The organism is Pantoea sp. X-Soil-OKNW-713, assembly GCF_059730685.1.
Genome location: NZ_AP035995.1, coordinates 137480 through 159013, shown reverse-complemented (window position 1 = coordinate 159013; position 21534 = coordinate 137480). Strand labels below are relative to the sequence as shown.

The following is a 21534-nucleotide window of genomic DNA, read 5'->3' as shown; positions in this document are numbered from 1 at the left end:
AGCTTCCTATTGATATCGGTAGTGCAGCGTACTGCCATCGAGCTTTTCAAGGGTAAGAGGAACCTTGACGCTGCCGCCCTGGTCCTGAAGCCAGCGGGCATACACCCCGGCCAGCACGGCGCTGAATGCCAACTGCCAGCGTTCGCTATTCACCCGGTTGTCTCCCGCCGGTAACGCATGGTGCTGAATCAGAATGGCGTTCTCCATTGGCTGTAATTGGGCAAAGCCCCAGCTAAAGCGCGCCAGCTGCAAATTCATTTCACGCTCCAGATCCTGAACGGTGCGCGCCTCCGCCAAAGGATAGCGCGCCGCCAGCGATTCGCCCACCTGGTTGAGGAAACCTTCGGCTTCCTCTCCGGCATTATCCAGCATGCCTTCAATCATCACGCTGACCAGATCAAACCAGCCCGGCTGATGCGGATGATTGACGCGGGCTGCCAATTGCTCACTCATTAGTTGTCTCCGAACATGTAGCGGAAGTACAGATTCGCGGTAGTCTCGTTGTAATCACCGAAGGTGTCATAGCCTAACTGACCACCCAGGGTGAGATCTTTGTTGATCTTATAGTCAGCCCCGGCATGCAGGTTATAACCAATGCCGTTTTTGCTATCGCCTTCGTAGTAGGCGCTCTTGACGTAACCTGCATCCGCCATTGCCTGCAACTGAGATTGCAATGAAGGGTCATTCGGGAAGTAAGCGCTTCTGTCCTGGCTGTAGGACTGATAACCGATCGAGCCACCGATATTCACCTTCAGGTCATCAAAGGTACGCGAGAAATCGACAGGGAACGAGATCGATGCGTAGTTCTGCGGGCTGAAATAGCCGCCCTGACCATAGCTGAAGTAGCTGAGGTTTTTCGAGAAGTCCATCCACGACAGGCTCATACCCACCTTCAGTTCGCGGTCGTCGTAATGGAACGGACGCACATAAGCACCTGCGGTGGCCTGCACGCTGTTGTTGCTGGCGACGTTCTCGCCAATATAGCTGTAGGCGCCGCCACCAACATAGAAACCGGCGTCACCGTTGTCGTAGCTCAGCAGCGCGTTGCCGCCGTTTTTCGTCACCTGGCCCCATTTCTTGCCGCTGGCGGTATCTTCTGCGCCAACATACGAAAGCAGGCTGTCCGTTACCGCACGACGCTCACCGGTCAGGATCAGCGTCAGGAAGTCAGTCAGCTTCGGCGACCACTGGATGCCACCCACCATAGTGCTGAGATCCTGGCCGAGCGGCGTACTGCCAAGGTCGATTTTGTAGCTATCGCCACGCAGCGCCATATTCAACTCAACCCCGTTGCCTTTCTGCGAATTGGTCGAAGAAGAAGGCACATCGGTGACTTCAGCATCACCCGCCGCAACCACGCCGCCCTGAATCAGCGCGTTAGTACCGAAACGACGCCAGGCATCGCCCGCGGCACTGCCCGCCGACAGAGAAATCGGCGTCATGGTAAAGTCGAAGCGCGAATCACCAAACGGCACGGTGGAGAAGGTCAGCGGTGCTTTGGCTTCGGTCAACTTACTCAGCCCCGATTCGCCATCACGTCCACGTACCTGCAACTGGCCCTGGGTCCAGGTGCCGGTTTTCTCCTGCAAATCGTCCATCATGTCGTCGATCTGCTTCAGCGTACGGCTCTGCTGCACCGCCGGGGTGTTGCTCGCCAGCGTTACGCCACTGGCGCTGCTGGTGGCATCCGGCGAGGATTGCCACGGCATCACCGTACCGTAGCTGGAAGGCGTGCGCCCTACCGGTGAGGTGCTGCGGTTGATAAACGGGTTATCCGCCAACGCCAGACCACCCACGGTCGGTACGCTGCCGGTTTGTGCACCCTGCAAGCCAATCAACTGACCGCGTGCGGTGCGCAGATAACTCATCGCCTGGCTGTGCTCACCGTTGGCTTCCGCCACTCGCGCCAGCAACAGCAGACGGTCCGGCGTTTGCTCATTACGCAGGCCACGCGTCAGGGTATTGGCTTTCTGCACATCGTTCTGTGCCAGCGCCACATTGATCGCCCCTTCACGCGCATCCTGGGTCGGGGTGTCCTGGGTCATCAGGTAGTCATACACCACGCCCGCTTCTTTGTTCATCTTGCCGGATTGGTACAGACGCGCCATCGCGAACATCAGATCGCGGTTCTGCGGATCGTGTTGCAGCGCCCCCACCAGTTTGTCATAAGCAGCGGCGTATTGTTTCTGCTCACGCAGGCGATCCACTTCGTTGATAACGTAGCCGTTGCGAATCCCGGCCAACTGCGTCGGCGTACTGCGTGCCTGCAATTCCGGGCTGCTGAGGAAGCTCTGCGCTTCGGTGGTCAAACCGGCCTGATTGAGGACCGCCACCTGCGCAGCGTAATCGCCGGCGTTGCCCTGCACGCCGCGTTGCATATTGCTACGCACCACGGACACCGCGGTGGTGAGGTCACCCGCTTTCGCCAGTTTCTGCGCCAGATTACCCGCGTCCACCGGATTCGCTGGCGGATTCGACGCCAGCGCGCGCAGCGTATTCGCTGCTGCGGCATTCGAACCCTGTGCCAGATACTGATCGGCGGTGTTCATTTGCAGGTTAAAGTTCACGCGTTGCGCCAGTTCGCGCATGTCGCTGCTTTTGCTGCTGTTGGGAATGCGCGCCAGCAGCAGGCTGGCCTGTTGCCAGGCACCGCTTTCGCTGGCATTCAACGCACCGGCGTAGAGTTCATTGGTGCTGGCACCGGTACGCATGGTCGGCTGCATAATATTCGCCGCCATCATGCTATCGCCCTGACCACGATAGATGCGCGCCAGATCGAGACGCAGCCAGCCATCGTTAGGGTTACGCGCGATGCCCTGTTGCAGGGTGGCAATCGCCGCAGCATTGTTACCTGCCGCCAGCTCACGTTTCGCCTGCTGGCGGATTGGATCGGTGCTGCCGCCGCGCGGTGCCACGCTCTGACGCACGCTGTCCGGCAGCGAGGCCAACAACGTATTGGCTTCGGCGCTACGATTCTGCTGACGCAGCACGTAAAACAACCCTTCTTTCGCGTTACGGTTATCCGGCTCGCTTTGCAGGATCGAACGGTAAGTTTGCTCCGCCTGCGGTAACTGATTGGTACGACGCAGCACATCCGCGCGGAACAATTTGGCTGAAGTGCCTTTCTCGCCTTCAGCCTGAGTCAGCGGCTCGCTCAACGCCAGCGCCTGAGCGCTGTCGCCATTCTTCAGTGCCTGCTGGGCCGTTGCCAGTTGCGCATAGAAACGGGCATCAGCCGCCTGTTTCTGACGCTGTTCGCTCTGATCCCCGCCCAACTGCGCAGCGCGCGTCAGGTAATCAGCCGCTTCAGAATAACGTCCGGCGCGCTGCGCCACGTAACCCATACCGGCCAGCGCATCGGCATCCTGCGGGTTGGCCTGCAACACTTTCTGGAAGTTGTTCTGGGCGCTGCTGACATCGCCGCTGTTCAGGGCCGTAAAGCCAGCCCCTTTCTCCGCGCCGCCGACATTTTTACGGTAATAATCCATCACCGCGTTGTCCTGCGGATGGCGTTGCTGCCAGGTCTGATACAACGACGCATCAGAAGCCTGCGGGCCAAGCCACAGCAGCGCCTGGCGCAGCGAACGGTCAGCATCTTTGTTGCCATCGGCCATCGTCGCCAGCAGATCGATACCTTCGCGACGCGTCGATTCCTGGTACGTCATTGCCTTGCCCAGCGCCAGTTTGGCCCCGGTATCCTGCGGATGTTCGGCGGAGAATTGACGCAACGCTTCGACCGCCTGTGGCAGCATCGATCGGTCACCGGCCATCGTCAGATAATATTCGGCAGCGACACTCGGCGGCGGCTCATTGCCGCTAAAGGTATTGCGCCAGGTTTGCAAAGCTGCGGCGATGTTGCCGCTGCGCGCCTGCTGACGCGCCAGTGACAGCTGTGACTGCGGGATACTTTGCAGCTGGCGGGCGTTATCCAGCTCCGTCAGATGCGCATCGTTGGGCGACACCTGGTTCAGGCGGGCGCGCCATTGCGCGGCGCCCACGTTATCACCGCTCTGCTGGGCATATAACGCCAGCAGGTACAGCGCCTGGGTGTTATTGGGTTCCACCATCAGCACTTTTTGCAGCGAGGCCTGGGCTAAATCGTCATGCGCTTTCTGGTGCCAGTAAGCCGCCTGATCGAACAGCGCTTGTAACGCAGGGTTGGTGCTCTCCGCCGCCAGCAGCGGCTGAGAGAGAGTCAGTGCCCCACCCAGAATCAGGGCATGGCGAATACCGGCGCTTAACAGATGTTTTTTCATTATTTTTATCCTTACTTCTTGCCGGGCTTGCTATCACCTTGCGGGTTAAGACGTCGCCATGCATGACGTCTCAGCATCACCCAGGCACCACTGCCCACCAGCGCTGAAACCAGCAATGCGGCCAGCGCCATCAGCACGGAGTGCTGGTTGGCATACCACACCACCATCATGTACCAGGGCATTTCACCGCTCGGGAACTGCGGCCCGACGCGGAAGCTGCGGATACCGTTTTCATCGGTGATGATGGCGGTATCGCCACGAATACCGGCGTTGATACGCGCCGAGTTCAAATCGTTGTGCAGACGCAGTAACTGGTCATCGCTGGTCGCCACCGTCATCACCACCAGGCGATCGGGGTTCCACGGCGAGCGATAGCTGACAAAACCGCGCCACGCCTCGTTGGAGGAGAAGTAGCGATCGGCATCCAGTTGTTGACGATACCAGTCGCCCATCAACCAGCCGCGCAGCTTGTCCCAGGTGGTGGGATCTTTCACGCCCAGCGTATTGCCGCTGGTTTCATACGGCGTTCCCGCCAGCATCGCCTGGTTAAAGGTGGTGTTTTGCGTGGTACTGACCGCCAGCAGGTCGCTCTGCTCCAGACGCGACAGGTTGGTACCGCCATTCGGCATCCCGAATAACACCTGGTTCTGCGCCAACGGCACGCCTGTGGCGTTACCGGCACGCGCGGCCATATCCAGTAGCGTGGAGATCTCGGCATCGCTTGGTTTTTCCGGCAGCAACAGCGCCGTCTGCGAGAAGTCAGCCAGACGTGTGAACGGGAAGGCAGCACCGACGAAGTACGACAGATTCGGCAGCATGGTGAAGTGGCGTGTATGGCTCAGGTCGATCGACGAGTCATCCTCAATGCGGCTCTTGATGTTGTTGTTCAGCAACACGCCGCAAGGGGCATCCGCTTTCGGCTTGATGTTGAAGTAGAGCGACAGTTGGTTGTCACCGTAAATCAGATAAGGATCGAGCTTGAGCGCATAGTTTTCCTGACGCGCATCGCCACCGAGACGATGCCAGGCACTCTCCAGCAGGCCGACTTTATTGACCGTCAGGTTGCGCAGGAAGGTGCCATTCAGCATCACGTTAAGGAACGAATTGTTCTCGTCAATCCAGCTTTCGGACGGGAAACGATAATGCAGGTTGACCGGAATGGTGTCGCCATCCCACATAAACAGATCCGGCGCGGCGCGGAAGTTCACGCTCAACGCATCGTGCCAGATACCGGTGGTGGTCAGGCTTTGATCTTTACGCAGCAGCTCGCTCAAACGTACCGGACGGCTGGTATTGATCCAGCGCGGGGCGTCATACGGCTTACGCAGCGCAATCGGCTGCGGCTGCACATTCAGGTTGCTGGCATCGGTGGTCAGCGGCTGGGTCGTCAGACGATTGGCCGCCTGACGCAGTTGCGTATCATCGGCGCCGCTCACCAGCAGCAGTTTGTACACCGGGTTGAGCGGGTTATCGACCATCTGCAAGGTCGGACCGTTGGCCGCCGGGAAAGTCAGGGGACCAATTTTATCGCCAGGATGGCCGAACAGAATGCCGTTGTGCTCCGGCAAATCACCGCGTACCACCGGGAAACGGATGCCACGGTAATCCGACTGAATGCCCATCCAGGACGCTACCAGCGCAGCGGCGCTGACGGTATCCGGCGTCACGTTTGAGGCAAAGCCAATGGTGACGCTGGCAGGCGTCATGCGCAGCGGATCGATAAACGGACGCGGGAAGTTACGCAGGCTGGTGCCGATGTTCAACTGCTGGCCTTCCATGCTCAGCGTGGTTTTCGGCAGGATGGTCACCTGATATTGCTGCGCGCTCTCTTTCTCGCACAACAACTTGTCAGCATCGTTGATTTTGAAGCTCAGGTTGTTGCTGGACACTACCATCGCCGCCGGGATATCGAGCTGATAATCGCTGGTATCGCTGTCGGTGGAACCCAGTGGCAACGTACCCAGTGGCTGGCCGTTCAACATCAGTTGCAGCGAGGTATTACGCGATGCCAGTGCAGCAGAAACACGCAGCGACAGGTTGAGGCGCGCATTGGTGATCACCTCATCACCCGGCAGGGTAAACACGATGCCGGACTGCAACTGACCACCGGTTAACACGATGCCCTGCTTCTGGCCCATCTGTGCCACCGAAATCACGGTGCTGACCGGCTGATTCAGCGGCGCGGCGACGACCGGCGCTGGCACCGGGGCCGCAGCAGGTGTCGGCAGAACCATCTCGGGTGCCGGAGCCGGAGACTCGCTGGCGGCGGCGGGTGCATCATTTTCTACCGCAGGCGCATTCTCGGCCGGTGCGCTGACCGCTGGCGTGGTTTCCGCCGGGGTATAAGGCGTGCTACCTGCCGCCTCTTTCAGTTGTGCATCGGCATTGTTATCAAGGCCCTGCGGTGGCGGAATTTGCCCCAGTGCAGAGCTGTCCTGCGTTACCGTGGCTGGCGTTTCCGCCCAGGCGGGCACGAGCAGCAGCGCGGTTGCCAGCGAACTCGCCAGCAACGTTTGCGTCAAATTTTTCATGCGGCGCTGTCCTCTTTGACGGCAGGCTGAGCCTCCTGCTTGCCCTTATTACGACGATCTTTCCATGTCAGCCAGAACAGCTCGAAAACGGTACGCACAATGGTGCCCAGCGACAACAACGGATTGTCCTGCTTGTACTGCGGCTGAATCCACGCATCGGCACGCGCCAGCACCACACGCACCAGTTCGCGGCGACGCGACAGCGGCATGGCTTCGAAACGCAGACGAATGGTTTCGTCATCGCCAGAGATTTTGCTCACCGGAATGGTAATGGCACCTGATTTCAGCAGCAGATCGATCTCTTCGATTTCATCGTATTCATGACGATCATCGGGCGCGTCGAGTTGTGCGCCGCCCATTGACAGGTCGCTGGTCATGGTGCGCGACGAGATACCGCTGGCGTAGTGAATAATCGCCGGGATCTGTACTTCAATACGGATGGTTTTACGCACCTGCTTGGTTTCACGCGCTACGGCAATCGCCGCCATCAGGATAATCAGGCTGAACACCGCCCAGCCGACGTTAAGGGCAATCACGTAAGGATCCACCCCGAAGTAATCATGCATGGTGGCACGCACCACACCCGCCACAATCCCTATCGTCAGCAACGCCGCCACAATCACATGCGGGCGCACGATGTGGAAATCGAAGAAGCCCTGATCCAGCACCCCGCCTTTATCGGTGACGTTGAACTTACCGTGTTTCGGCGAGAACATGGTCAAAATGGTCGGGATAACCAGGTGGAAACACATCACCGTTTCGTAAATCTCACCCCAGAAGGTGTAACGGAACCGGCCATTCATACGTGAGTTGACGTACAGCGACATCACCAGGTGCGGCAGCACGTAAGCGAAAATCAACGATGCCGACGAGTGAATGATGTTGAGGTTAAACAGCAGATACGCCAGCGGAGCCGTCAGGAACGCCACGCGCGGCAGACCAAACTGGAAGTGCAACATCGCGTTGAGGTAGCACAGGCGTTGCTGCCACTTCAGACCACGCCCGAACAGCGGGTTATCGACACGGAAAATCTGCGTCATACCACGCGCCCAGCGGGTACGCTGAATGACGTGCAGACCCAGACGTTCGGTCGCCAGTCCGGCCGCCAGTGGAATCGACAGGAAGGCAGAACCCCAGCCAAGACGCTGCATTTTCAATGCGGTGTGGGCATCTTCGGTAACGGTTTCCACCGCAAATCCGCCAATCTCCTCCAGCGCGCTACGGCGAATCACCGCACAGGAACCGCAGAAGAAAGTCGCGTTCCAGTTATCGTTGCCTTGCTGCACCGGGCCGTAGAACAGCGAACCTTCGTTCGGGATGCTGCGCGCAGCGCGCAGGTTACGTTCGAACGGATCGGGTGAGTAGAAGTAGTGCGGCGTTTGCAACAGCGCCAGCTTCGGATCTTTCAGGAACGGTCCCACCGTCGCTTGCAGGAAAGTACGGGTGGCAACGTGGTCACAGTCAAATACGCAAATCAGCTCACCTTTCGTGATTTTCATCGCATGGTTGAGGTTACCGGCTTTCGCATGGCGGTTGTCGTCACGGGTGATATAACCGACCCCGACGTCTGCCGCAAACATGGCAAATTCACTACGTTTGCCGTCATCCAGCAAATAAATTTTCAGCTTGTCGCGCGGGTAATCAATACACTGTGCCGCCAGAACGGTATCACGTACTACATCGAGGCTTTCATTATAGGAAGGCACATAGACATCGACCGTTGGCCACAGGCTGGTATCTTCCGGCAGCGGTTCAATGGTGCGTTTTAATGGCCAGGTGGTTTGCAGGAATCCCAGAATTAAGATCAGCCAGACGTACAATTCGGCAAGATATAAACCGATACCGAGAATGGCTTCAATCTCGGAATTAAAGTGCAACGTCTCCGTGGTGCGCCACCAGATATAGCGGGTCGACATCAGGGCGGAGAGGATGACCATCACCACGGTTATTTTACGGCTTTTGCTTAAGCCCATTAAAAACAGCATGCCGATACTGATTAAGCCAAAGATATATTGTTTCTGGCTATCCATCGGCGTGATGATGATTACCGCTGCGACCGGTGCAAGCACCAGCAGCAGCAGGTAAAACGCGAGTTTACTCATGATTCACCTGCGGAGCTGTGTTGTTATTATTCGCCTGACAATGCCAGGCTATTAATAATGACTGCGAATGGGTGCCTGAACTTCACCGTTGCCCACGGAGATATTCAGAATATTGGAGACACGCTTGGCAACCAGCTCAATATCAAACGCTGCCGCAGATGCAGGGCTGAAATCAAAAACAGATTGCTGTGACGCATTGGCTTCCGCGACGCTTTCATCCCGGTGCACCACACCCAATAAATTGTCACCCAGACGATGCTGCATAAAAGCGGTGACATCACGGCTTATATTGCGGCGGTTATCGCTCTGGTTGAGCACAAAATAGTGTCCACGTTTATTATTTAGTGGCTGACCAATCATGCGGTCGTTTTCAATTTGCGGCAGTAAAGACACCGAAGCGGTGTCCGCCAGCATCACCACTAAATGCATATCGGCAAGTGCCGTCATCGCCTTCAACGCCGGACCTGGCCCTGGCGGAAAATCCGCGATGATGACCAGCCCGGGATAATTAAGTACCGTATCCAGGCCGCGTTTCAGGAAATGCGGATCTTTACTCAGGTTCTCTTCAAAACGTTCGCGCTGTTGTTCCGTGACCTCGCCATATGGCATGACAAAAATATTGCCGCCGGTGGTGAGAATGGACTGACTCCAGTCGGCTTGTTCTTCGGAACGCGCCACAAAACCGCGACCATCATGCAGCGGCACACCAAAATGCAGGCGCAACGCATTTTGTACGTCAAAATCAATTGCCAAAACTTTGCTGCCTGCGCGGGCCAGACTCCAGGCCAGGTTGGCTGCCATTGTGGTCTTCCCTACTCCCCCTTTAGGCGAGCACACACAAACTAACGGCATAGCGCAATCTTCTCCAGTAACGGTTTCAGTAATGTCTCTTTCGACAGGTTCACAGGCTCAGCAGGCCGCGAACGGAATAATGCGCCAAAGCGTGACGGTGCCGCAGCGGGTTGCGCCGGTGCGACTGGGGCAGCAAAAACGGGGGTCGGTGCAACGGCCACCGGTGCCGGGACCACTGCCGGCTCCGGCACCACAGCGGGTGCCACAGGCGCTTCAACCGGTTTGGGCGGTGGCGGCGGAAACAGCGACGTTGTTGCCTGCCGCTCAACATGGGTGGCTTTCGGTGCCACAGGTGAGGCTGAAGGCGAGGGTTTAGCCGGGGCTGGCGGGAACAGTGATGACACCGCTGCCGGGGCTTCCCCCGCTGCTGGCGTCGCTGCCAGGCTATCCAGAATCGAACCCCGTACGCTACTGGCGACCGGCGCGACCTGCGGTTGTTGTGGTGGTGCATCGAATTCGTTGCCGCGAATCGGCTGTGGCTGCGGCAGATCGATACGCTGGCCGCCGCCTAACGTTTCCTGATCTTCATCAGCAGCCAGCTGACGGATAATCGCCCACTGACTCTGGTCGGCTTCCTGCGTTTGCCCGGACATATCCTTAAAAGCGATATCCAGCGTCTGCGTTTTTTCCTTAAAACGCTGCAAATCGTCGTAGTTCTTCATGACCAGGGGCCTGTAAAAGGAGGGGGGGGGAATTTTTCGCGAATATATCACATACATTAAAACACAGTGAGAGAAATCTGATTATTAAAACGCCGAATTCAATAAAAGAGTTTTATCTTTGTGATTGAAAAAAGGTAGCAAAATAACTCTCCTTCTGCTTATGACCTGAAATTAATTAATATCGGTTAACTGAAATAATCACGCAGCTCATCTTTTCGTAACTCACTGAAATATCTCTAAGCCTCTGCAAGTTACGGATTTTTCACCTGTGTGATTAATCTCACACAAATTTGACAAAATTCAGAATTTGTCTTAACGCTCGAAACAATTTTTAATGCCAGCGCATGACAGATGAAATGCGGTAATGGATTTTGTTAATGTTCAGTGAACAAGACTATTGGCGTTAATTTTTCTGAAGTATAGGCGGGAATTCGGGTGGGGATGGAAAATCGGGCAGAAAGGCTGGCCGATTGAGAATTAGAGTTGTTGCGTCTGTGCCTGAATCACGGTTTATCCGACTGGCGCAAAATATTGCCAACAGACCAGTCGCGATAAGCGGTGCGCCAAGCTGGTAGCCAAGGGTAATCCCGGTATAACGAACATTGGCGCTGAAAATTTCGGAACAGATCGTACCAGGCACCGCCGTTACCGGCGCCCAAAGCACAAGAAAAAGGCCCCGTCTGGGGCCTTTGTCACTCGCTGTCACAGGTTACGCGCCAGCGATGGGCTGGTTCTCATCCTGATCTACGGCAAAGCAGGCGATTTGCTGCTCACCGTAAGTTTTCAACTTGGGCTGCAACTGCACGCAGGTACCAAAACGGCGACGACAGCGCGCGTTGAAGGCGCAACCTGGCGGCGGGTTAAGCGGGCTGGGCAGCTCGCCGGTCAGTTTGATACGTTCACGACGTTCATCCGGATTGAGGCGTGGCGTGGCCGACAACAACGCCTGAGTGTAGGGATGGCGCGGATTGCTGAAAATCGCCTCTTTGCTCCCCTTCTCCACGCAGCGGCCAAGGTACATCACCATCACTTCATCGGCGATATGTTCCACCACCGACAAATCATGAGAGATGAACACATAGGAAAGACCGAGATCCTGTTGCAGGTCCATCATCAGGTTCAGTACCTGCGCACGCACCGAGACGTCGAGCGCCGATACCGGTTCATCGGCGATCAGCACATCCGGGTCCAGCATCAGGCCGCGGGCAATGGCGATACGCTGACGCTGACCGCCGGAAAACATATGCGGGTAGCGATCGTAATGTTCGGTTTTCAGACCAACCTTCGCCATCATCTCCAGCGTTTTTTCCCGACGTTCCGCTTTGGTCAACGTGGTGTTGATCACCAGCGGCTCTTCCAGAATCTGGCTGATTTTTTTGCGTGGATTCAGCGAACCATAGGGGTTCTGGAACACAATCTGGATTTTCTGGCGGCGCAGTTTCTGCGCCTGCGGGTCATGCTTCAGCAAATCCTGACCGTGCCAGTACAACTCGCCTTCGGTTGGGGTTTCAATCATGGTCAGCAGACGGCCCAGCGTGGATTTACCACAGCCCGACTCCCCGACCACCGCCAGCGTTTTGCCGCGTTCCAGATTGAACGATACGCCATCCAATGCTTTGACCAGACGCTCCTGGCCGAACAACCCTTTCTTCACCGGGTAGTGTTTTTTCAGGTCAATCGCCTGTAGCAGATAATCCTGCTGTGTTTTCTCATGACTCATAAGTCGGTCTCCCGGCATCATCCAGTGGGAAGTGACATTTGGACTGACGGCCCGGAATGTCGCGCAGTTCAGGCTCTTCGCTACGGCAACGATCGGTCACGTAGGGGCAGCGCGGATTCAACAGGCAGCCGGTTGGGCGGTCGTATTTACCCGGCACCACGCCCGGCAGCGAGGCCAGACGCGCTTTATCCGCCGCGAATTCCGGCAGCGCACGCAGCAGCGCCTGGGTATAAGGATGACGCGGGGCTTTGAAGATATCCGCCGCTTTGCCGCTTTCCACCACTTGTCCGGCATACATAACGATGATGTGCTGCGCCGCTTCCGCCACCAGCGCCAGGTCATGGGTGATCAGGATCAGCGCCATGTTCTCCTGCTTTTGCAGCTCCAGCAGCAGTTCAATGATCTGCGCCTGGATGGTCACATCGAGCGCGGTAGTGGGTTCATCGGCGATCAGCAGCTTAGGTTTGCAGGCGATCGCCATGGCGATCATCACACGCTGGCTCATCCCGCCCGACAGCTGATGCGGATACACATCCAGACGTGAAGCCGGATCGGGAATCCCCACCTGCTCCAGCAGATCAATCGCGCGCTGACGACGGGTGCTACGGCTACCGCCCTGATGCACCTTCAGCGCTTCCATAATCTGGAAACCCACGGTGTAACACGGGTTAAGGCTGGTCATCGGGTCCTGGAAGATCATCGCCACTTCCGCACCCACCAGCTGGCGGCGCTCTTTTTCGGAGATGCGTTGCAGGTCGCGCTGGTTGAATTCCAGCTTCTCTGCCATCACCCGACCGGGATAATCAATCAGGCCCATAATCGCCAGCGAGCTAACCGATTTACCGGAACCAGACTCACCGACAATGCCGACCACCTGGCCCTGCTCAACCTGATAGCTGATACGGTCAACCGCACGGAACGGTGTTTTTTCGTCGCCGAAATGCACCGACAGTTTTTCTACATTTAATAACGCCATCTCGGTGCCTCTTTACTGCTTGAGTTTCGGGTCGAGTGCATCACGCAAACCATCGCCCATGAGGTTGAATGCCAGAACCGTGAGCAGGATGACCACTCCGGGGAAGGTCACGACCCACCAGGCACTTTGCGCATACTGCAACACGTCGGAGAGCATGGTGCCCCACTCCGGTGTCGGCGGCTGCGCCCCCATACCGAGAAAGCCCAACGCCGCCATATCGAGGATGGCGTTGGAGAAACCTAACGACGCCTGCACAATCAACGGTGCCAGGCAGTTAGGCAGAATATTGACGAACATCTGGCGCAGCGTACCCGCACCCGCCACGCTGGAAGCGGTGACGTAATCGCGGTTCACTTCCACCAGCACCGCAGCACGCGTCAGACGGATATAGTGCGGCAATGCCACAAAGGTCAGCGCCAGCCCGGCGTTCACAATCGACGGACCAAAAATCGCCACCAGCACCAACGCCAGCAGCAGACTCGGCAGTGCCAGCATAATATCGACCAGGCGCATGATGATGGCGTCAACCACACCACCGAGGTAACCGGCCATCAGACCGAAAACCACCCCGAGGATCAACGACAGCACCACCACCAGGCAGCCCACCAGCAGCGACAGGCGTGCGCCATACATCAGACGCGACAGAATATCGCGGCCAACATCATCGGTGCCGAGGATAAACTTCCAGGTGCCGCCTTCCTGCCACACTGGCGGATGCAGCAACGCATCGCGGAACTGTTCCGCAGGGGCATGCGGCGCCAGGAATTCAGCAAAGATGGCGATCAGCAACATCAGGATGATGTACACCAGACCAATCACTGCGCCTTTATTACGTTTGAAGTAGTGCCAGAATTCCTGAATCGGGGTCATCGGCTTGGGTGCAGCGCTTACGCTTGCGGGATCAACAGCAGACATGATGCCCCCTTATTTCTTATGACGGATACGTGGGTTAACCACGCCGTACAACAGATCAACCAACAGGTTGACCAGGATGATCAGAATCGCCACCAGCAGCACGCCGCCCTGCACCACCGGATAATCGCGGCGTTGCAGCGCTTCAATCAGCCAGCGCCCAAGGCCCGGCCAGGAGAAGATGGTTTCTGTCAGGATGGCCCCGGCCAGCAGCGTACCGACCTGTAAACCGATAACCGTCACCACCGGCAGCATGGCGTTACGCAGGGCGTGCACCACGATCACCCGCATACGCGTCAGCCCTTTGGCACGCGCGGTGCGGATGTAGTCTTCGCCCAGCACTTCCAGCATGGAGGAACGAGTCATACGAACAATCACCGCCAGCGGGATAGTCCCCAGCACGATGGCAGGCAGGATCATATGCATCACCGCATCTTTGAAGTCGCCCGGCTCGCCCCAGATCAGGGTATCGATCAGCATAAAGCCGGTAAGCGGATGGCTATCATCAAGGAAGATGGTGTCACTGACACGCCCGGAGACCGGCGTCAGGTTGAGCTGCACCGACACCAGCATGATCAGCATGATGCCCCACCAGAAAATCGGCATCGAGTAGCCGGTCAGGGAGATGCCCACGGCGGTGTGATCAAAGACGGAACCGCGTTTGACCGCCGCCAGTACGCCGACCGGAATGCCGACGGCAATGGCGAAGATCATTGCGCAGATGCCCAGCTCCAGCGTGGCTTTAAAGCGCGGTACGAATTCGTCCCACACCGGAATGCGGCTTTTCAGCGAGATACCTAAATCACCGTGCAACACGCCGTTGATGTAGGTGAGATATTGTTTCCACAGGGGTTGGTCAAGACCAAACATCGCCATCAACTGAGCATGACGCTCGGGCGAAATACCACGCTCACCCGCCATGATCAGTACCGGGTCGCCGGGGATCAGGTGAACAAACGCAAAGGTCAACAGGGTAATACCGATAAACGTTGGGATGACAAGGCCCAGACGTCGGAGTATGAACTGCAGCATAAGCCGTACTCTCAGTCATTTCCCGCAGCGTTGCCGCCGGGGACTACATTGCTCAAAACATGCATCCGGCACATAGCCGAACGCGACGCCAGAAGCGCTTCAATAAAAAGAAATTAGCCGGAAAAAAAGTGCGGAGTGCGGGCGGCGAAGAAGCCGCCCGAGGGCCGACGGCGTCGGCCCTGACCGCCATAATCCGAAAGGTTATTCCTGGATATCGACGTTTTCGAAGTGATGTTTACCTAACGGGTCAACCACATAGCCGGTCACTTTCTTGCTGACTGGCTCATACACAGTCGAGTGCGCAATGATCAGCGCCGGAGCCTGATCATGCATGATCACCTGTGCCTGTTTGTAGTACTCAATACGTTTGTTGTGATCGGCTTCAGCACGGGCTGGCTGAATCTGATCTTCAAACGGCTTGTAGCACCAACGTGAGTAGTTAGAACCGTCTTTCGCCGCTGCACAGCTGAACAGGGTGGCGAAGAAGTTGTCCGGATCCCCGTTATCACCGGTCCAGCCCATCATCACGCTCTGATGTTCACCCGCTTTGGCACGCTTCAGGTACTCGCCCCACTCGTAGGTAACGATGTTGGCTTTGACACCGATTTTCGCCCAGTCAGCCTGAACCATTTCCGCCATACGACGGGCGTTCGGGTTGTACGGACGCTGTACCGGCATCGCCCACAGGTCGATGGTGAAGCCATCTGGCAGGCCCGCTTCTTTCAGCAGCGCTTTGGCTTTAGCCGGATCATACGGATAATCCTGCACCGCGTCGTTGTAACCCCACATGGTTGGCGGGATCAGGTTTTTCGCGGCCTGGCCAGCACCCTGATAAACCGCATCAATGATGGCTTTCTTGTTCACCGCCATCGTCAGTGCCTGACGCACTTTCACGTTATCCAGCGGTTTTTTCTCGGTGTTGAACGACAGGTAGCCGACGTTCAGACCCGGTTGTTCCATCAGATTGATGTTTTTGTCTTTCTTCATGCTGGCGATATCAGCCGGGTTCGGGTACGGCATCACCTGGCACTCGCCTTTCTGCAACTTGGCGTAACGCACGGAAGCATCTGGCGTGATGGAGAAGACTAAGCGATCGATCTTCGGCTTGGTGCCCCAGTAATCCGGGTTCGCTTTGTAGAGGATGCGCGAGTCTTTCTGGTATTGCAGCAGCTGGAACGGACCGGTACCTACCGGGTTCAGGTCCACTTTTTCCGGCGTACCGGCTTTCAGCATGTTATCCGCGTACTCTTTCGACAGGATAGAGGCGAAGTCCATCCCGAGGTCGGCCAGGAACGGAGATTCCGGACGAGTCAGCACGAAGCGAACGGTGTGATCGTCCACTTTCTCGATTTTGCTGATCAAGTTCGGCATGTCCATGCCTTCGAAGTACTCGTAGCTGCCGCCAGAAACGCCGTGGTACTTGTTGTTTTTATCGAGCTGACGCTCGAAGGAGAAAACCACGTCATCAGCGTTGAAGTTACGCGTCGGTTTGAAGTCTTTGGTGGTTTGCCACTTCACGCCTTGGCGCAGATGGAAGGTATAGGTTTTGCCGTCAGCGCTCACATCCCACTTTTCAGCCAGGCCCGGTTCCACTTCTGTGGTGCCGATTTTGAATTCAACCAGACGGTTGTAGATCGGTACGGAGCTGGCATCGTAGGTGGTACCAGAGGTGAACAGCTGAGGGTTAAAGCCTTCCGGCGAACCTTCTGAACAGTAAACGAGGGTTTTCGCCTGGACACCCGCGGCAACGGTCATAGCAATCAGGCTCAGACCGACCTTCAGCATCCTGGATTTAGCCAGGGAGTTGATCATGTTTTGCTCCATTGTGATGTGATGTTGTGTGCGTTGCGCCTGACCTCTGATTTTTTTATGCGGTTCAGGCAAGTCACTTTTGTGACCAAAATGCGAATCGTTGTTTTTGTTGCGCTGGCACCGTGGAATCTGCCAGACGCGTCGGACTCTGCATCTATTGACGCATCAATTTGTCAACAGTTGCAAAGAACGTCAATACAAGGTGGGGTTATTTACAGAGAGTGTGAGTAACCGCAAGCAACGATAAAAAACACCCTTCAACCGGTAAGCCAATATTTAAAAAGGTGATAAAGCGCGCTATGCCGAGTGATTATCTGGGAAAACCACCAAATGACAGTGATTATCACCGCTAAAAAACATACAAATATTACCGGTAAATGTTGAATATATGAACGATTCCCCGTGCGTTATGACGTTCAGGCAGAGAAATATGCTGTACTAATGGCATAAGAAATCAGCAAAAAGCAAAAAGCGGTCATAAGAAGAATGTGTCGCGAATTAAGCGGCAGGCTGAGAAGTGGCAAGGGATTGATAGCCGCGAGCAGGAATAATGACGACTAATGGACGATCGACGGACGTAAGGGGTGAAAGATTAACTTTAAATCTTTAATCATTCGCCACACCAGGCCGTAACGGCGCGATTTATCGCGCAATTTTGTGTACGACGCCGGAAAAAACCGCGCGATAAATCGCGCCGCTACGGATGATACAGACGAAAAAAAACCTGCTTTTACAAGCAGGTTTCTTAAATTTGGTCGGTGAGAGAGGATTCGAACCTCCGACCCCTTCGTCCCGAACGAAGTGCGCTACCAGGCTGCGCCACTCACCGATGGGGGCGCATCTTACTGCGCCACTCCGGGAGCGTCAATCCCTTTTTGTGCAATTCCATGCGATCGCCTGAAAAGCAGGCAGCGGAGAAAAAGCCCCCGCTGCTCAATAAGTTCAGGCAAAATTACAGCGGTTTGGCCTCAGAGGTAACCGCCGGTGCCTGACACCAGTTGTTCGCCGCTTTAATACCGCCGTCCGGTGAGGTATAGCCCAGACAGCCGAGAATGGTATCAAACAACTCGACGTGACGATGCGTCTTGCCAACACGCTGCTGCGCCTGTAAACGCTCAAAATTGCTGCGATTGTTGGGGTCGGCCAAATACTTATCCGAGGCCCAGACGATCATCGGTACCCGGAACTGCTCCGGTGGTGCCATCTCACGCGGTGTACCGTGCAGATGCATATTCTCGCTGATCGACTCACCGTGGTCGGCGGCATAAAACACAATCGCCTTCTTATCACGCAGCTGATCAAACACGCTATCGAGCATCGTATCGACGTATAAAATCGAGTTGTCATAAGCGTTAATCAACTGCGCTTTGCTACAGGTTTCATCCACCCCCATACACTCCGGTTGGTAGCGGGCGAAACTGCGCGGATAACGCTGCGAATACAGGTAATGTGAACCTTTGGTATGCAGCACCACCAGATGCTTACCTTGTGGATAACGTTCCAGCGATGCCTGCAATTCCGGCACCAGCAGCATATCATCCACCGGTTTTCCCTGATTACGCTTCTCAGAACCAATTTGTTCGCGGAAAGAGAAGTTATTCACATCGGCGTTATCGTAAAACCACACTTCACTTTGCATGGCGAACAACTCGGAGGTGAAACCCAGTTCTTTCAGTACCGCGAAAATGTTCTGCTCTTTCAGGGTACGACCGGGATTATCCATCGTGCCACCTTCGCGTACGAACATGCAGCGCAGCGACAGCTTAGTGGCGGTATCACAAGACTCGCCGCGGAACGCCACCAGGTTTTTCTCTTTCGAGAGCTTCGGCGTGGTATCGCGCTGATAGCCCAACAACCCCATATGGTCCCAGCGCGTGGTTTCACCAATCACAAACACCACGTAGGTATCATCAATTCCTGCCGGGGCCACGTAAGTAAACTTTTTCGCCGGGTCCAGCAGCTCCTGACTGTCCACCTCTTCATCCAGTTTGGTCCAGGCAAACAGCCCCAGCGCGGCAATCCAGTTTGAAGGCAGATAGGAGTGCGCCACCACACCGCCGTAGCTGGGCAGATCGATATTGGTGATCTCTTCGTTGGCTTTTTGCAGCTTGTCAAAATAGCGAATCGGCAGCCACACCAGCGCCACGCTCAGCAACAGAATCAGGGTTGGTTTGATGCGCTGGCCTGGGGTTTTCAGCTGCTCAATCAGCGTCTTACTCAGGTTATTGCGCCAAATCATCAGCAGCGGCAGGGCACTCACCAGCACCATCCACAGCACGAAATGCAGGCCGATAACTTCTTTTGACAGATCCACATCGGTGGTCATTACCGAGGCGACAATGCCATAGCCAATCACCACGTTAAAAAACGCCATGTAATAGGCGGCAGCAACCGAAATCACCACCAGCAGGCTGGCAAGCACGCGGTAAGCCCATTTACCGCCGAGCGATAAGAGTCGCATCAGGAAGAAGGTCAACAGCACGGCGGCGACCACTTCAACCAGCGCCGAAGCCCAATTTGTCAGTGAGGATTTCGTCAGAAAGCCGTCAAATCGGCGATAAAAAATCGGCAAATTCAACAGAATGCCGATATAAAGCGCGAGCATCAATGACAGCTTCTGCTGCGTTAAGGTCTTAATATAATTCATGAATTTATTTATTCCCGGCTGATGTCGGAGCGGTAACCCTAAAGTGGGACTATGTAAAGGCAATAGAGTTCGCTTTTACCGCAGAAAAGCGTGATGCAAGGAACTGTTCGGGAGGAATCTGAACCGAGGGCATAGCAATTTTGCGAAGTGGCTCAGTAAAACATGCGTTAAGAGGTGTGACCAGACAAATCTTGTTATCGCTCCAGGTTGAGCATTTTTTGCACACTTCAAAAAGTGACGTATCTCGTAGCGACGCGATTTACCGCGCTGTTTTTAAAAGCGCGCGATAAATCGCGCCGCTACGTATCAACACGTTCTGCCTTAGTTGATGATATTCAGCGTCACATCGATATTGCCACGGGTGGCATTAGAGTAAGGGCAGACGATATGCGCAGCATCGACCAGTTTCTGCGCTTCAGCGGCATCCATCCCCGGCAGATGAATATTCAGTTTGGCTTCAATACCAAAACCGTTGGGGATCGGGCCGATACCAACTTCACCTTCAATCCACGCATCTTTCGCAATGGCGAATTTATCGCGCGCCGCGACAAACTTCATCGCACCGAGGAAACAGGCAGAATAACCAGCAGCAAACAGTTGCTCCGGGTTAGTCACTTCACCGCCTGCACCGCCCATCTCTTTTGGCACGCCCAGTTTCACATCCAGCACGCCATCAGAAGAGGTAGCGCGGCCATCACGACCACCGGTGGCTTTGGCTTTTGCGGTATAAACAACTTTTTCTAAAGACATGATAACCTCACTAATTCGCTATTTTATCGCGCGCTACTTACATAGCGCAGCCTGATATGACACGGGCGCAGCGCACCCGCACTGAATTACTTCGCGCGATTCAGATTGTCGCGCAGATCATCCAACTGGTTTTTCAGCGCCAGCAGCGTCTCATCATCACAAGCCGCAGCGCATTTGATCGCTTCCGGAATGGATTCCGCTTTCTGGCGTAATGCCCTTCCCTCGTCGGTCAGGGTCACAACAACCTGACGTTCATCCTGACGCGAGCGCGCGCGGCGCAACAGCCCGGCGCTTTCCAGCCGTTTCAACAACGGCGTCAACGTGGCGGAGTCGAGAAACAGCTGCTCGCCGATCTCCGATACCGTCACATCATCCTGCGTCCACAGCACCAGCATCACCAGATATTGCGGATAGGTGATTTCCAGCTGTCCCAGCAGCTGACGATAGACCTTGTGCATCGCCAGGTTCGCCGAATAGAGGGCGAAACAGAGATGCTGATCCAGCTTGAGTGGCGTCTGCGACACTTTTTTGTCATCTTGATTACTGTTCATGCGATTTAATATAGATAGCGCGCTAGACAATTGCAAGCTACTTTTTACGGAGCAGACAATGATGCGGGATTCACTGGAAGATCAGGCGCGTCACTATGCCACCCAGGCTCATGCCGAAGCCGGACAGCGGCGCAAATATACCGATGAACCCTATATCGTCCATCCGGCGGCGGTGGTCGAGCTGGTGCGTAGCGTGACCGATGACGAAGCAATGTTGGCAGCGGCCTGGCTGCACGACACGGTGGAAGACACCGCCAGCACTTTGGCAGACATCGCCCGCCTCTTCGGCCCACGCGTGGCTGAACTGGTGGATATGCTCACCGACAGCGCACAGCCACAGGCGAAAAACCGCGCGGCACGCAAGCTGGTCCACTTTCGCCATACCGCGCAGGCGTCACCCGAGGCGCAAACCATCAAACTGGCTGACATCATCGATAACACCCGTGCCATTGTGCAATTCGATGCCGACTTCGCCCGGGTTTATCTGGTGGAAAAACAGATACAAATTCAGCTGTTAAATGAAGGGGATAAACATCTCTGGCAGCAGGCGGATAACATTATTCGCCAGGGGCTAACCCAGTTGGCGCAACCGCCGCACAGCGTGCCGGAGAGTTGGTTTGTGAAGCAGGCGGCCAAATATGGGGTGATGCTGTCCAACCCTGACACATAAATCGCGCCGCTACGACTGCCGGTGCTCATGACAAACGAAAAAAAACCCGCCATCAAGGCGG

The 21534-nt window shown here is 55.8% G+C and carries 15 protein-coding genes, 1 tRNA gene and 1 pseudogene; 1 reads left to right on the top strand and 16 read right to left on the bottom strand.

The annotated features are described in order from the left end of the window. Positions 1-6 precede the first annotated feature (6 nt). The 16 genes and pseudogenes from bcsD to AC6I8R_RS00655 form a co-directional block, all read right to left on the bottom strand. Complete coding sequence (bcsD, locus tag AC6I8R_RS00730) at positions 7-453, bottom strand: cellulose biosynthesis protein BcsD (protein ID WP_021183755.1); 447 nt, start codon at positions 451-453, stop codon at positions 7-9. Beyond that, positions 453-4256: a cellulose biosynthesis protein BcsC gene (locus AC6I8R_RS00725; RefSeq protein WP_497831793.1), complete on the bottom strand. Its 3804-nt coding sequence runs from the start codon at positions 4254-4256 to the stop codon at positions 453-455. Before AC6I8R_RS00725 ends, bcsD begins: the two co-directional genes overlap by 1 nt. Positions 4257-4267: 11 nt before the next feature. Then, on the bottom strand, positions 4268-6787 hold the full coding sequence (gene bcsB, locus AC6I8R_RS00720) for a cellulose biosynthesis cyclic di-GMP-binding regulatory protein BcsB (protein WP_208724517.1): 2520 nt from the start codon (positions 6785-6787) through the stop codon (positions 4268-4270). Continuing rightward, positions 6784-8889: a UDP-forming cellulose synthase catalytic subunit gene (bcsA, locus tag AC6I8R_RS00715; RefSeq protein WP_021183752.1), complete on the bottom strand. Its 2106-nt coding sequence runs from the start codon at positions 8887-8889 to the stop codon at positions 6784-6786. The genes bcsB and bcsA overlap by 4 nt, the downstream gene beginning before the upstream one ends. A gap of 51 nt (positions 8890-8940) precedes the next feature. Continuing rightward, positions 8941-9741, bottom strand: a complete 801-nt coding sequence (gene bcsQ, locus AC6I8R_RS00710) for a cellulose biosynthesis protein BcsQ (RefSeq protein ID WP_036625806.1) — start codon at positions 9739-9741, stop codon at positions 8941-8943. Then, positions 9732-10403, bottom strand: coding sequence for a cellulose biosynthesis protein BcsO (bcsO, locus tag AC6I8R_RS00705; protein WP_497831792.1), 672 nt, complete (start codon positions 10401-10403; stop codon positions 9732-9734). The genes bcsQ and bcsO overlap by 10 nt, the downstream gene beginning before the upstream one ends. A gap of 403 nt (positions 10404-10806) precedes the next feature. Then, positions 10807-11073 (bottom strand): annotated as a pseudogene (locus AC6I8R_RS00700) (hypothetical protein); the annotation flags it as partial. 39 nt (positions 11074-11112) lie between these two features. Continuing rightward, positions 11113-12123 carry a dipeptide ABC transporter ATP-binding subunit DppF gene (gene dppF, locus AC6I8R_RS00695; protein ID WP_021183748.1) on the bottom strand — a complete coding sequence of 337 codons (1011 nt, stop codon included), beginning with the start codon at positions 12121-12123 and terminating at the stop codon, positions 11113-11115. Continuing rightward, the gene (gene dppD / locus AC6I8R_RS00690) at positions 12113-13099 is read right to left on the bottom strand and encodes a dipeptide ABC transporter ATP-binding protein (RefSeq protein WP_021183747.1); all 987 of its coding nucleotides are present in this window, start codon (positions 13097-13099) and stop codon (positions 12113-12115) included. Before dppD ends, dppF begins: the two co-directional genes overlap by 11 nt. 12 nt (positions 13100-13111) lie before the next feature. Beyond that, positions 13112-14014, bottom strand: coding sequence for a dipeptide ABC transporter permease DppC (gene dppC / locus AC6I8R_RS00685; protein WP_415175060.1), 903 nt, complete (start codon positions 14012-14014; stop codon positions 13112-13114). A 9-nt stretch (positions 14015-14023) separates the two neighbouring features. Then, complete coding sequence (gene dppB, locus AC6I8R_RS00680) at positions 14024-15043, bottom strand: dipeptide ABC transporter permease DppB (RefSeq protein WP_021183745.1); 1020 nt, start codon at positions 15041-15043, stop codon at positions 14024-14026. A gap of 201 nt (positions 15044-15244) precedes the next feature. Next, positions 15245-16855, bottom strand: a complete 1611-nt coding sequence (gene dppA, locus AC6I8R_RS00675; RefSeq protein WP_415175059.1) for a dipeptide ABC transporter periplasmic-binding protein DppA — start codon at positions 16853-16855, stop codon at positions 15245-15247. 752 nt (positions 16856-17607) lie between these two features. After that, a tRNA-Pro gene (locus AC6I8R_RS00670) sits at positions 17608-17684 on the bottom strand. 123 nt (positions 17685-17807) lie between these two features. Beyond that, positions 17808-19502: a kdo(2)-lipid A phosphoethanolamine 7''-transferase gene (gene eptB, locus AC6I8R_RS00665; protein ID WP_021183743.1), complete on the bottom strand. Its 1695-nt coding sequence runs from the start codon at positions 19500-19502 to the stop codon at positions 17808-17810. 321 nt (positions 19503-19823) lie between these two features. After that, positions 19824-20252 carry an organic hydroperoxide resistance protein gene (locus tag AC6I8R_RS00660; RefSeq protein ID WP_013507301.1) on the bottom strand — a complete coding sequence of 143 codons (429 nt, stop codon included), beginning with the start codon at positions 20250-20252 and terminating at the stop codon, positions 19824-19826. Between the two features lie 86 nt (positions 20253-20338). Beyond that, positions 20339-20803, bottom strand: coding sequence for a MarR family winged helix-turn-helix transcriptional regulator (locus AC6I8R_RS00655; protein ID WP_013507300.1), 465 nt, complete (start codon positions 20801-20803; stop codon positions 20339-20341). Between the two features lie 61 nt (positions 20804-20864). Between AC6I8R_RS00655 and AC6I8R_RS00650 the strand changes: the two genes are divergently transcribed. Next, on the top strand, positions 20865-21473 hold the full coding sequence (locus tag AC6I8R_RS00650) for an HD domain-containing protein (RefSeq protein ID WP_415175071.1): 609 nt from the start codon (positions 20865-20867) through the stop codon (positions 21471-21473). Positions 21474-21534 lie beyond the last annotated feature (61 nt).

What these genes read in the sequence shown, in the direction of transcription:
- bcsD (WP_021183755.1), bottom strand. Translation starts at nt 453, where the DNA reads ATGAGTGAGCAATTGGCAGCCCGCGTCAATCATCCGCATCAGCCGGGC.
- AC6I8R_RS00725 (WP_497831793.1), bottom strand. Translation starts at nt 4,256, where the DNA reads ATGAAAAAACATCTGTTAAGCGCCGGTATTCGCCATGCCCTGATTCTG.
- bcsB (WP_208724517.1), bottom strand. Translation starts at nt 6,787, where the DNA reads ATGAAAAATTTGACGCAAACGTTGCTGGCGAGTTCGCTGGCAACCGCG.
- bcsA (WP_021183752.1), bottom strand. Translation starts at nt 8,889, where the DNA reads ATGAGTAAACTCGCGTTTTACCTGCTGCTGCTGGTGCTTGCACCGGTC.
- bcsQ (WP_036625806.1), bottom strand. Translation starts at nt 9,741, where the DNA reads ATGCCGTTAGTTTGTGTGTGCTCGCCTAAAGGGGGAGTAGGGAAGACC.
- bcsO (WP_497831792.1), bottom strand. Translation starts at nt 10,403, where the DNA reads ATGAAGAACTACGACGATTTGCAGCGTTTTAAGGAAAAAACGCAGACG.
- dppF (WP_021183748.1), bottom strand. Translation starts at nt 12,123, where the DNA reads ATGAGTCATGAGAAAACACAGCAGGATTATCTGCTACAGGCGATTGAC.
- dppD (WP_021183747.1), bottom strand. Translation starts at nt 13,099, where the DNA reads ATGGCGTTATTAAATGTAGAAAAACTGTCGGTGCATTTCGGCGACGAA.
- dppC (WP_415175060.1), bottom strand. Translation starts at nt 14,014, where the DNA reads ATGTCTGCTGTTGATCCCGCAAGCGTAAGCGCTGCACCCAAGCCGATG.
- dppB (WP_021183745.1), bottom strand. Translation starts at nt 15,043, where the DNA reads ATGCTGCAGTTCATACTCCGACGTCTGGGCCTTGTCATCCCAACGTTT.
- dppA (WP_415175059.1), bottom strand. Translation starts at nt 16,855, where the DNA reads ATGATCAACTCCCTGGCTAAATCCAGGATGCTGAAGGTCGGTCTGAGC.
- eptB (WP_021183743.1), bottom strand. Translation starts at nt 19,502, where the DNA reads ATGAATTATATTAAGACCTTAACGCAGCAGAAGCTGTCATTGATGCTC.
- AC6I8R_RS00660 (WP_013507301.1), bottom strand. Translation starts at nt 20,252, where the DNA reads ATGTCTTTAGAAAAAGTTGTTTATACCGCAAAAGCCAAAGCCACCGGT.
- AC6I8R_RS00655 (WP_013507300.1), bottom strand. Translation starts at nt 20,803, where the DNA reads ATGAACAGTAATCAAGATGACAAAAAAGTGTCGCAGACGCCACTCAAG.
- AC6I8R_RS00650 (WP_415175071.1), top strand. Translation starts at nt 20,865, where the DNA reads ATGCGGGATTCACTGGAAGATCAGGCGCGTCACTATGCCACCCAGGCT.